Source organism: Pseudazoarcus sp. NS20 (genome assembly GCF_059703745.1).
The window spans coordinates 1,108,949-1,120,427 of the sequence record NZ_BAAKIY010000001.1; the positions used below are offsets into that span (position 1 = coordinate 1,108,949).

Genomic DNA, 11,479 nt, shown 5'->3' on the forward strand with positions numbered 1-11,479 from the left:
GTGTGAGGCCCATTCGCACATTCCGTTTCGAACGGTAACCGATCCCGCTGCAAGCGCCCCCGGCGGCTATCAAAGTGCTATTCTTTGGCACTTTTTTACAAAAAGCCTGTTCATTTGCGACAGAGCCAAGCGTGCCCGTTACTCCCAAGCAAAAGACCACTCGTTCCGTGATCGATTCGGAAGCGCCGTCCAGCATTCTGGCTGAGGACGAACTGTCCCTGAATGAATGCGCCGGGCTTGTCGAGGTACAGGAAGTCAGCACCGGCATCGGGTCGGTGTGTGAAGAGGTTGCCGTGTTGTACGCCAACGGCAACATCCGCGAGGCTGAGGCCTTGCTCGATGCATTGCTGCGCGACAGCACCCATGGCGGCAACGAGTGGCCGTGGATGATGCTGCTCGATCTGTACCGGCTCACCGGGCAGCGCGAGCGTTTCGAGGCTCGCGTCATCGAGTTTGCGACCCGTTTCGAACGATCTCCCCCTCCTTGGGCCGACCTGTCGGCCGCCGGGCCGAAGTCCAAAACCGGTGCGGCGACAGCCGTCAATCTGACCGGCACGCTGACCGCCGGCGTCTCGAAGCAGCTGGCCCCGTATGTGGTGCTGGGGCAGCGCAACGGCACGGTGCGCATCGATTTGCAGACGGTGCGTGGCGCCGATGACGCCGGCTGTCAGGAGATGATCCAGGCGATTGCGCAGATGCGCCGCGATCGAATCACGGTTTCTCTGGTCAACTTCGGCAAGCTGCTGGATGCCTTGGTCGCCCGCGTCGTGGTCGGCACGCCCGATCAGCGGCCGGCGTGGCAGCTGTTGCTTGAGTTGCTGCAGCATGGCGATGATCAGGAGCGTTTCGAGCAATACGCGGTGGACTACGCAATCACTTTCGAAGAGTCGCCTCCCTCCTGGGCGCCGGTCGCGGCACTGCCATCAGCAGCGCACAAGGCGGAAGCCGAGGTGCCGACTCCGGTCGGTGCCGAGTTGAGTTTCGAGGGTGAAATGCTGGGCGGCAACAGTGCCGTGTTCGGCCGCCTGGTCGAACTGGCGGACAGGCAGAGCGAACTGGTGGTCGAGTGCGGGGTGCTGCGCCGCATGGATTTCGTCAGCGCTGGCACCCTCTTCAACGTGCTGTCCACACTGCAAGGCAAGGGCCGCCATGTGACCTTGCGCAACGTCAATGCCATGGTCTTGGCGCTCATGCACGTCATGGGCGTCGGGCAAGTGGCCAAGATCATTCCGCGCTGCTGAGCGCGTTCGAGTTTTTCAGGACGGTCTATGGAGCAATATCACGGTACAACCATCCTGTCGGTGCGACGTGGGCGCCATGTGGCGCTGGGCGGCGACGGACAGGTCACCTTGGGCAACATCGTCATCAAGGCCAGCGCACGCAAGGTGCGCCCGATCTACAACGGCAAGATTCTCGTGGGTTTCGCTGGTGGAACGGCCGATGCCTTCACGCTCGTGGAGCGGTTTGAGGCCAAGCTTGAAAAGCACCAGGGGCATTTGCTGCGTAGCGCTGTCGAGCTGGCCAAGGATTGGCGTACCGATCGCATGCTGCGCCGGCTTGAAGCCATGCTGGCCGTGGCCGATGCAGATCATTCACTGGTGATTACCGGCAACGGCGACGTGCTCGAGCCGGAGCAGGGCATCGTCGCCATCGGCAGTGGCGGGGCGTATGCCCAATCCGCCGCGCGGGCCCTGTACGAGAACACCGACCTGCCGCCCGACGAGATCGTGCGCCGCTCGCTGGCCATCGCCGGTGACCTGTGCATCTACACCAATCAGAACCACATCGTGGAGGAGCTGAAGCCATGAACGCCGCCGCACGGCCGCCCGAAGGCGGCGCTGCCCTCCCTTGTGGAGGTGGTCACGAAGTGGCCGGAGGGCAGTGAAATGACGTGGATGACACCCCCCGAAATCGTTTCGGAGCTCGACAAGCACATCGTCGGGCAGGACAAGGCCAAACGCGCCGTGGCGATTGCGCTGCGCAACCGCTGGCGCCGCGCGCAGGTCGCCGACCCGCTGCGTGGTGAGATCACGCCCAAGAACATTCTGATGATCGGCCCCACCGGCGTCGGCAAGACAGAGATCGCACGGCGTCTGGCACGCCTCGCCAATGCGCCGTTCATCAAGATCGAAGCTACCAAGTTCACGGAAGTCGGTTACGTCGGCCGTGACGTCGAGACGATCATTCGTGATCTTGTCGAGATCGCCATCAAGGATGCGCGCGAGCACGCCATGCGCCATGTGCGCACGCGCGCCGAAGACGCCGCCGAAGATCGTGTGCTCGACGCGCTGTTGCCACCGGCACGCCCCACCGGCTACGGCGACCCGGAGCCGGTCGATACGGCCACCCGTCAGAAATTCCGCAAGCGGCTGCGCGAGGGTGAGCTCGACGACAAGGAAATCGATATCGAAGTTGCTCTGCAGCCAATGGGCACGGAGATCTTCGCGCCGCCGGGCATGGAAGACCTGACGCAGCAGATCCAGGGCATGTTCCAGAACCTCGGCCAGGGGCGCCGCAAGCAGCGCCGCATGAAAATTTCCGAAGCGCTCAAGGTGCTGACGGACGAAGAAGCTGCGCGCCTGATCAACGACGAAGAGGTCAAGACCGAAGCCGTGCAGGCCGTCGAACAGAACGGCATCGTGTTTCTCGACGAGATCGACAAGGTTGCCGCGCGCTCCGATGCCAGCGGTGCTGATGTGTCCCGCCAAGGTGTGCAGCGTGATTTGCTGCCGCTGGTGGAGGGCACGACGGTGTCGACCAAGTACGGCATGATCCGTACCGACCACATCCTGTTCATCGCCAGCGGGGCCTTTCACCTCTCCAAGCCGAGCGATCTCATCCCTGAGCTGCAAGGGCGTTTGCCGATTCGTGTCGAGCTCGAAAGCCTGTCGGTGGAAGACTTCGAGCGAATCCTCACGCAGACCGATGCATGCCTCACGCGGCAGTACGAAGCCTTGTTGGCGACCGATGGCATGAAACTGTCGTTTTCTCGCGACGGAATCCGGCGCTTGGCCGAGATTGCCTTCCGCGTGAACGAGAAAACCGAAAACATCGGCGCACGCCGTCTATACACTGTGATGGAGAAGCTGCTCGAAGAGGTCTCCTTCGATGCGGGCAAGCCCGGCTTCGATACCCTTGAGGTTGATGCCGCCTACGTGGATGCCCGCCTGGAGCCGCTTTCACAGCGTGAGGATTTGGCCAGATACGTCTTGTGATGAGGTGATGAATGCGTGCAGCGATAGCGGTTTTGGCAGGTGCAACGATGCTGGCCGGGCCGGCATTCGGTGAGACCGGAGTCGATTTCCGCTACGGCGAGCGCGGCAACATCACCCAGTACGCGGCCAGTCTGCGATTTGGCGAATTGTGGGTGCGCGAAGGTTCATCCTGGACCATGCGCCTGCAGCCGGTCGTCGAGGGTGGGCGCTTTCGGTACAACGGTTCGCGCCCGGGCAATGACAGCCTGAGTTACGGCAGCGTCGGCCTTGGCTTCCGCGTTTCCGGGGCAAACAAGTCGTTGAGCCCGTATTTTGAAGCCGGCCTGGGTGGCGCATTGTTCAGCAAGACTTCACTGGGCGAGCGCAATTTCTCGACCAGCTTCCAGTTCACCGAGTGGATCGGCGTAGGTCTCGATTTCGGTGAGCGCTTCAGCATCGGCTGGCGCTATGCGCATTTCTCCAACGCGGGCATCAAAAAGCCCAACGACGGAGTCGATATGCAGCAGTTCGTGTTGGGCGCGCGCTTCTGAGGGCGCAAACGTTTCACTGATTCAGCGGGGCCGGTGGCAAACCGGCCCCTTTCTATTGAGGCGCGCTCAACGCGCGCTTGTTGGCCAGGTGCTCCATGGACATTGCCGTTCGCATCGTTGAGATCCTTTTCCCGCTGTTTTCCATCGCGGTGCTGGGGTATTTCGTCGGGCGGCGCATGAAGCCGGACCTGTCGCAGGCCAACAAGCTCAACATGGACGTGTTCGTGCCGGCGCTGGTGTTCGCCGCGCTGGCCAATCGCGAGTTCGAAATCGGCGGTTTCGTGCCGCTGGGAGTCGCGACGCTGGTGGTGGTGATCGGCTCCGGCCTGGCGGCATGGGCGCTGGCGCGTGCGATGAAGATCGATCTGCGCACGCTGGTGCCGCCGATCATGTTCAACAACTGCGGCAACCTCGGCCTGCCCTTGGCCGTGCTGGCGTTTGGGGAAGCTGCGTTGGCGCCCGCCGTGGTGATGTTCATGATCTCCAACCTGCTGCATTTTTCCTACGGAGCCTGGTTGCTCGACAACCGCATCCGTTTATGGACGGTATGGCGGGTGCCTTCGGTGCTGGCGACCTTTGCGGGTCTGGCGGTGGCCATCGCAGGCATCGAAATCTGGCCGCCTTTGCTGACCTCCATCCGCTTGCTCGGCGAGATTTCGATTCCGCTGATGCTTTTCGCGCTGGGCGTTCGTCTCGCGGATTCCACCATTGATGCCGTGGGGCAAGGTGTGCTGGTGGCCGTGGCGCGGCCGTTGATCGGCGTGGCGCTGGCCTTCGGTGTGATGCTGTTCGTTGATCTGCCGCCGCAGGAGCGCGCGCTGTTGATTGTTTTTGGCGCACTGCCGCCGGCGGTGCTCAACTACATCTTCGCCGAGCGCTATGGGCAGGAGCCGGCAACGGTGGCCTCAATGGTGCTGGTCGGCAACCTTGCCGCGCTGATCACCTTGCCTGTGGCCCTGGCCGTGGCGCTGCCCTGAGAGCTTTCGAAGCGTCTTCCCCGTTGCATGGGGTCATGCCGGATGGTCTACTGAGAACGCTTCCCGACCGCTTCGGGCCAGGAGACCGCAATGAAAACCGCTGTTCGAATCATCGCCATCATCGTGGCTGTCGTCGTCGTCCTGTTCGGCGCACTCGCAGCCTATATTGCATTCATATTCGATCCCAACGATTACCGTGACCGCATCGCCGCCGAGGTCGAGAAGGCCACCGGACGGTCGCTGGCGATCAATGGCGACATCGGTTTGTCGGTGTTTCCGTGGATCGGGGTCGAGATCGAGCAGGTCAGCCTGGGCAACGCGCCGGGCTTCGGCGATCAGCCTTTCGCCAGTGCCGGGCTGGTCGAGGTGCGCGCCCGTCTGTTGCCGTTGCTGCGCTCGGAGCTTGAAGTGGCACGCGTGGTGTTGCGTGATCTCGATGCCGGGCTGGTGATCGATGCGCAAGGCAATAGCAACTGGGCTGATCTGGCGGGGGATGCGGGCGACGTGCCTTCCGCACGCGATGGCGGGGCGGCGCTGGCCGGTCTGGTGATTGCCGGCGTGCAGATCGATTCGGCTCGCGTGTCTTACTCTGACCTCCAGACCAACACCCGGTACGTCGTCGAAAATCTCGATCTCAAGACCGGCGAGGTGCGCGCTGGCAGCCGCTTCCCGCTGGAGCTCGGGTTCGACGTCACGAGCAGCGCCCCCGAGGTGTCCGGCCGCGTGGACATCACGGGCGATGTCCTCTTCGATCTGGCTGGCCCCTCGGCTGACATCGAAGGGTTCCGCTTCACCTTCAAGGGCGAGGGCGCGGGGCTGCCGGGTGGTCAGGCTGATCTGTCGCTGACCAGCAAGCTCGCGCTGGACATGGCGGCCGGTACGGCGTCGATCAACGGCATGGAGTTCAACGGCTACGGCGTGAAGGCGCTGGGGACGTTCGCGGCAAAGGGTTTGAAGGACAAGCTGGCCGTCAGCGGCACCTTCGAGGTGCCGACGCTGGACCCGATGGCCGTCATGAAAGCCATGGACATCGAAGCGCCGGAAGTGTCGGATTCGTCCGTGCTCAAGCGCGCCAGCATGAACGCGCGGGTAGAGGCGACCGCTTCGTCGGTGGCGCTGCGCGACTTCGTGGCCGTGCTTGATGACAGCAATCTGACGGGTGAAGTGGCGCTGACCGACCTTGCCAGAAAGGCGCTGCGCTTCGACCTGCAGCTCGACGGCATCAACCTTGACCGCTACCTGCCGCCGAGCGAGAAAACCGCCAAGCCGGCGTCCTCCGGCAAACCGTCTTCTTCTGAGAAGCCCGCTGGCACGGCCAAGCCGGCGACGGAGGCTGAGGCTCTCATCGATCCGGCGATGCTGCTCGGGCTCGACATCACGGGCAAGATGCGTGTCGGCACCCTGGTTGTGGCCGGTGCGACCCTGAGCGACATCAGCCTGGATGTGCGTGCCCAGAATGGCGTGGTGCGCCTGTCGTCGTTGTCGGCCACATTGTACGAAGGTCGCTATGCCGGGAACATCGTGCTGGACGGCCGCGGCCAAGCGCTGGCCGTCTCGCTCGACGAGACGCTCAAGGGCGTTCGCGTGGCTCCCTTGCTGCGCGACCTGACCGGCGCGGAAGAGCGTCTCACCGGCAATGCCAATCTCACGGCCAAGCTGCAGATGCGCGGCAACGATGTCGAGGCCATGAAGCGCACGTTGAGTGGCAATGTCGATTTCGGTTTTCTCAACGGCGCGGTCAAGGGTGTGAACATTGCGCACTTCGTTCGACAGGCTCAGGCGCGCATCAGCGGCCAGCCCGCCCCGCCGCTCAACGAGCCCAATCAGACCGACTTTTCGCAGCTGACCGGAACGCTGCAGATCGCCAACGGGGTGGCCCGCAACGACGATCTCGACGTGCGCTCACCGTTGCTGCGGGTGGGCGGTAGCGGCAGCGTGAACATTCCGGCGGAAACCATCGATTACGGCGTGCGCGCGAGCGTGGTGGCGACGCTGACCGGGCAGGGTGGGCAGGGCCTTGAGAACCTGAAGGGTGTGACGGTGCCGATCAAAGTGTCCGGCACCTTCTCGAACCCGAGCTATGGTCTGGATGTGCAGGCGCTGATGAGCGGTGCGCTCAAGCAGCAGACGCAGCAGGCGCAGGAGCGGCTGAAGGGTGAATTGCAGGAACGAGTTACGCCGGACGTCCAGGAGAAGCTGCGCGGACTGGGCGGTTTGCTGAATCGCTGAGGCTTGAAAAGGCCCGCCGCGCAGGGTGCGCGGCGGGCCTTTGTGCGTTTACGGCAGGGCGATCTGGTTGTCGATGCTGAACTGGTAATCCTTGAACACGTGTTCGGCGCTCAGCAACTGATATTTGCCGTCTTCGCCTTTTCGGCTGGTGTCTTTCAGCCGGTAGGTGTAGTGGCCGCAGGTCCAGCAGTCGAAGTTGCGCATGTGGGTGCACAGACAGGTCTTGTCCATCACCTTGAGCTTCTTCTCTTCGGGGTGCAGCGCCACTTCACGGTTGTAGGCGTCGATGTACGAACAGCCGCCGTTGGCGTCGAGCAGGTAGCCGTAGGCCTCGCAGTTGGGGCGAATGCCCGCGCCGATGGCCGGGCTGCTGGTGAGCATGCGCATCGGATAGCCGGTGGGCGAGACCTGATTGACCTCGATCTCTTCCTCTTGCGCCTCGAAATAATGCTGTTTGACGTCTTCCGGCAGCCCGCACTCGTGGGTCACCGTGAAGCGCGTGGCCACCTGCACACCGGCAGCGCCATTTTCGATGTGGGCCACGGCGTCGGAGCCGGTGAAGACGCCGCCGGCGGCGATCAGCGGGATGTCGAGCTCTTCGGCTTTCATCCAGTCGCGGATTTCGGCAACGATGGCGAACAGGTCGTACTGCGCCCAATCCTGGCCGAAGCCCAGGTGGCCGCCGGCCAGCGGGCCCTCGACCACGATGTAGTCGGGCAGGCGCTGGGTGCGCGACGACTTCTTCAGGAACAGCTGCAGCGCGCGCAGCGACGACACGATGATGCCGAGTTTTGCGTCGCGGAAGCGCGGGTGATCTTCGATCAGGGCGAACGAGCCCAGGTGCAGGCCGGCGGCCAGCGTGATGCCGTCGATGCCGGCGTCCAGCGCCGAGCGCAGGCGCACGCGCAGCGTGTCCTTGGGCCCGTTCATCGTCAGCTTTTCCATGCAGTTGATGAAGATCAGGCCGTCACCCTGTTTGCGCTCCATGGTGCGGCGCACGTGGGTTTCGGTGGCTTCGGCAAGCACGGCGAGGTCGAACTGGACGGCCGACTTGTCCATGTTGGCGACGTTGAATTTGTACAGTTTCTGTTTGTCGCGGACGTACTTGGTGTCGTAGCGGCGGTCGCTGACGGTCGGAACCATTGCATCCGAGATGTGGCCGATGCCGCCGAGGCGGGCGGCGACCAGCGACAGGTCTGAAGTGGAGATGTCCACGCCCATGCCACCGATCATGATCGGCACGTATTCGCGGGCTCCCAGCTTCAGGCGGTAATCGTCAAGGCGCTTCATGTGCTCTTTCTATCTTTTAGGTATGGCGGCGTCGCCGCGTTGTCTCCGGTGCTGCTTGGTGGCCCGAGCTTCGTCAGCGGGCGCAGTGAACGCAAGCGGGGGGCCTTCCGGCCCCCCGCGATTATCGCACTGCGCACCCTATATCAGCGAATCATTCCGGCGCCGACGGTGTTGTTGGTGCTTTCGTCGATGACGATGAAGGCGCCGGTGGCACGGTTCTGCGAGTAGGGGTCGACGAACACGGGTTGGGCGAGTTTGAGCGTGAGCCGGGCGATATCGTTCATTTCCAGCGCTGCGGTGTCGACGTTGTCGAGCGAGTTCAGGTCGAGCCGGTAGTCGATTTTCGCGACCTTGGCCTTCACCTCGCGCGCGGTGTGGCGCAGCAGATAAGTACGCGCCGGCGACAGCGGCGTTTCGGACAGCCAGCAGATGTCGGCTTCGAGTTGCTTCACCACCTGCGGTTGTTCAGCGCTCTTGACGATCATGTCGCCGCGCGAGATGTCGATCTCGTCTTCAAGCAGGATCGTCACCGATTGCTCGTGAATGGCGCTGGGCTGCTTCACGCCGCCGATCTCGATGGCCTTGACGCGGCTGGCGCGGCCGGACGGCAGCACCGTCACGGCGTCGCCGACGGCGATCTCGCCCGACTCCACACGGCCCATGAAGCCGCGGTAGTCGTGCAACTCTGCGTTGGCCGAATCCTGCGGGCGGCACACGTACTGCACCGGGAAGCGGAAGTCTTCGGCCACTTCGGTGTGCGCCGTCGGCGTGGCTTCGAGCACCTGCAGCAACGTCGGGCCGTCGTACCAGCCGAGTTGCTCGCCACGGTCGACGATCATGTCGCCGTTGAGTGCCGACATCGGGATGAAGCGCACGTCGGGAATGCCCAGGCGCTTGGCAAAGGCGGTGTACTCGGCGCGGATGCGCTCGAAGGTGGTCTGGTCGTAGTCGACCAGGTCCATCTTGTTCACCGCCACCACCAGATGCGGAATGCCGACCAGGTGGGCGAGGTAGGAGTGGCGGCGCGTCTGCGTCTGCACGCCCTTGCGCGCGTCGATCAGGATGATGGCCAGATGCGCGGTGGACGCGGCGGTGACCATGTTGCGCGTGTACTGCTCGTGCCCCGGCGCGTCGGCGATGATGTATTTGCGCGTGCCGGTGGTGAAGTAGCGGTAGGCCACGTCGATGGTGATGCCTTGCTCGCGCTCGGCCTGCAGGCCGTCGGTGAGCAGCGACAGGTCGACGGCGCTCATGCCGCGCTTGGCCGAGGTCTTCTCGATGGCGCTCAGCGTGTCGACGAGAATGGTCTTGGTGTCGAACAGCAGGCGGCCGATCAGCGTGCTCTTGCCGTCATCGACGCTGCCGCAGGTCAGAAAGCGCAGCAGGCCGGTGTCGATGCCGGGGAGGTTTTCGTTGGCGGACATGTTCAGGTTTCCTTCGATATTCGGTGGGGTCTCGGGCGCGCGGATCAGAAATAACCTTCTTTCTTGCGCTGCTCCATCGAGGCTTCCGAGGTCTGGTCGTCCATGCGCGTGGCGCCGCGCTCGGTGATCGTGGTGGTGGCGGTTTCGATCAGGATCTTGGCCACGCTGTCGGCGTCGGAGAGTACCGGCGCGGTGCAGGTCACGTCGCCTACCGTGCGGTAGCGCACCTGCAACTCTTCGATCTTGTCGCCCGGTTGCGCGGGGGTCAGCTCGGTGATCGGATACAGCAGATCACCCTTGCGCACCACCGGACGCACGTGGGCAAAGTAGATCGACGGCAGTTCGAGGTTTTCACGCTCGATGTACTGCCACACGTCCAGCTCGGTCCAGTTGCTGATCGGGAAGGCGCGGATGTTTTCGCCCTTGTGCGAACGTGCGTTGTACAGGTTCCACAACTCGGGGCGCTGGTTCTTCGGGTCCCACTGACCGAACTCGTCGCGGAAGCTCATGATGCGCTCCTTGGCGCGCGCCTTTTCTTCGTCGCGGCGTGCACCGCCGATGCAGGCATCGAAGCTGAATTCCTCGATGGCTTCGAGCAGGGTCACCGACTGGTGCTTGTTGCGCGATTCGGTCGGGGTCTTGAGCACCACGGTGCCGCGCGCCATGGAGTCTTCCACCGAGCGCACGATCAGGCGCTCGCCCAGTTCGGCGGCGCGGCGGTCGCGGAATTCGATCACTTCCGGATAGTTGTGGCCAGTATCGACGTGCAGCAGCGGGAACGGGAAACGACCCGGGCGGAATGCCTTTTCGGCCAGACGCAGCAGGCAGATCGAATCCTTGCCGCCGGAGAACAGCAGCGCCGGGTTGGCGCACTGGCCCGCGACTTCACGCAGGATGTGGATGGCTTCGGCTTCCAGCCAGTCGAGGTGGCTGAGGGTCTGTTTGGTCAGCGTGGACATTCGTGTCTCTTCTTCAGCGTTTCGGGTGGCTGCGCAGCGCGCGAATGGCGGCGCGCAGACCGGCCTTGAATGCGGCAATGCGGCCGCAGCGGGTGGTGTCTTGCATGGTGTTTATCCTCTCAAGCCTTGCGGAGTACGTGCAGCCCGCATTCCTTGCTTTCCGGGTTTTCCCACCACCAGCGGCCGGCGCGGACGTCTTCGCCGATGGCCACCGGGCGGGTACAGGGCGCACAGCCGATGCTCGGGTAGAACTTGTCGTGCAGGGCGTTGTAGGGCACATCGTTGAGGCGGATGTAGGCCCACACTTCCTTCTCGGTCCAGTCGCTGAGCGGGTTGAATTTCTCAAGCCCATTGTCGGCGTCGAACAGCTGCACGGGCAGTTCGGCGCGGGTGGCCGATTGCTGTGCGCGCATGCCGGTGATCCAGGCCTTTTTGCCCTTGAGCGCGCGCTGCAGCGGCTCGACCTTGCGGGCGTGGCAACAGGCTTTGCGTGCTTCGACCGAGTCGTAGAAACCGTTGATGCCGTGCTCGCGCGTGAAGGCTTCGACGCCTTCGTGTTGCGGGTAGTACAGCGTCAGCTTGAGGCCGTAGTGCTGTTGCAGCTTGGCCATCAACTCATAGGTTTCGAGCGGCAGGCGGCCGGTGTCGAGCGAGAAGTTGTCGATGGCGAAGCCGCCCTTGGCGATCAGGTCGGTGAGCACCATGTCTTCGGCGCCGAGGCTGTTGGCCAGGCCGACCGGCGTGTAATCGCGCGCGATGCGGCCGAGCAGCTCGCTCGCTGCCGCGGCTTTGGCCGAGACCGATTCGCGCAGCGCGCTGTCGGCCAGGTTTGGGTTCATGTTCGGATGCATGGTG

The 11,479-nt window shown here is 63.5% G+C and carries 10 protein-coding genes; 6 read left to right on the forward strand and 4 right to left on the reverse strand.

Going from position 1 to position 11,479, the window contains the following annotated elements; genetic code table 11:
* The first annotated feature begins 167 nt into the window (after positions 1 to 167).
* The 6 genes from AC6H0W_RS05050 (at position 168) to AC6H0W_RS05075 (ending at position 6,951) form a co-directional block, all read left to right on the forward strand.
* On the forward strand, positions 168 to 1,241 hold the full coding sequence (locus AC6H0W_RS05050; protein ID WP_497576041.1) for an STAS domain-containing protein: 1,074 nt from the start codon (positions 168 to 170) through the stop codon (positions 1,239 to 1,241).
* A 27-nt stretch (positions 1,242 to 1,268) separates the two neighbouring features.
* Complete coding sequence (hslV, locus tag AC6H0W_RS05055; RefSeq protein WP_497576042.1) at positions 1,269 to 1,808, forward strand: ATP-dependent protease subunit HslV; 540 nt, start codon at positions 1,269 to 1,271, stop codon at positions 1,806 to 1,808.
* 78 nt (positions 1,809 to 1,886) lie between these two features.
* Positions 1,887 to 3,215: an ATP-dependent protease ATPase subunit HslU gene (gene hslU / locus AC6H0W_RS05060; protein ID WP_497576043.1), complete on the forward strand. Its 1,329-nt coding sequence runs from the start codon at positions 1,887 to 1,889 to the stop codon at positions 3,213 to 3,215.
* Positions 3,216 to 3,226: 11 nt separating this feature from the next.
* The gene (locus AC6H0W_RS05065) at positions 3,227 to 3,745 is read left to right on the forward strand and encodes an acyloxyacyl hydrolase (RefSeq protein WP_497576044.1); all 519 of its coding nucleotides are present in this window, start codon (positions 3,227 to 3,229) and stop codon (positions 3,743 to 3,745) included.
* A 101-nt stretch (positions 3,746 to 3,846) separates the two neighbouring features.
* On the forward strand, positions 3,847 to 4,722 hold the full coding sequence (locus AC6H0W_RS05070) for an AEC family transporter (protein ID WP_497576189.1): 876 nt from the start codon (positions 3,847 to 3,849) through the stop codon (positions 4,720 to 4,722).
* A 90-nt stretch (positions 4,723 to 4,812) separates the two neighbouring features.
* Positions 4,813 to 6,951 (forward strand): AsmA family protein, encoded by a 2,139-nt coding sequence (locus AC6H0W_RS05075; RefSeq protein ID WP_497576045.1) that lies wholly within the window; start codon positions 4,813 to 4,815, stop codon positions 6,949 to 6,951.
* 48 nt (positions 6,952 to 6,999) lie between these two features.
* Here the strand turns inward: AC6H0W_RS05075 and AC6H0W_RS05080 are convergent, their stop codons facing one another.
* The 4 genes from AC6H0W_RS05080 to AC6H0W_RS05095 all read right to left on the reverse strand — a co-directional run bounded on the left by AC6H0W_RS05080 (position 7,000) and on the right by AC6H0W_RS05095 (position 11,463).
* Positions 7,000 to 8,241: a nitronate monooxygenase gene (locus AC6H0W_RS05080; protein WP_497576046.1), complete on the reverse strand. Its 1,242-nt coding sequence runs from the start codon at positions 8,239 to 8,241 to the stop codon at positions 7,000 to 7,002.
* A 143-nt stretch (positions 8,242 to 8,384) separates the two neighbouring features.
* Positions 8,385 to 9,665, reverse strand: a complete 1,281-nt coding sequence (gene cysN, locus AC6H0W_RS05085) for a sulfate adenylyltransferase subunit CysN (RefSeq protein ID WP_497576047.1) — start codon at positions 9,663 to 9,665, stop codon at positions 8,385 to 8,387.
* Positions 9,666 to 9,709: 44 nt separating this feature from the next.
* Complete coding sequence (cysD, locus tag AC6H0W_RS05090) at positions 9,710 to 10,624, reverse strand: sulfate adenylyltransferase subunit CysD (RefSeq protein WP_497576048.1); 915 nt, start codon at positions 10,622 to 10,624, stop codon at positions 9,710 to 9,712.
* 119 nt (positions 10,625 to 10,743) lie between these two features.
* The gene (locus AC6H0W_RS05095) at positions 10,744 to 11,463 is read right to left on the reverse strand and encodes a phosphoadenylyl-sulfate reductase (RefSeq protein WP_497576049.1); all 720 of its coding nucleotides are present in this window, start codon (positions 11,461 to 11,463) and stop codon (positions 10,744 to 10,746) included.
* Positions 11,464 to 11,479: the final 16 nt, after the last annotated feature.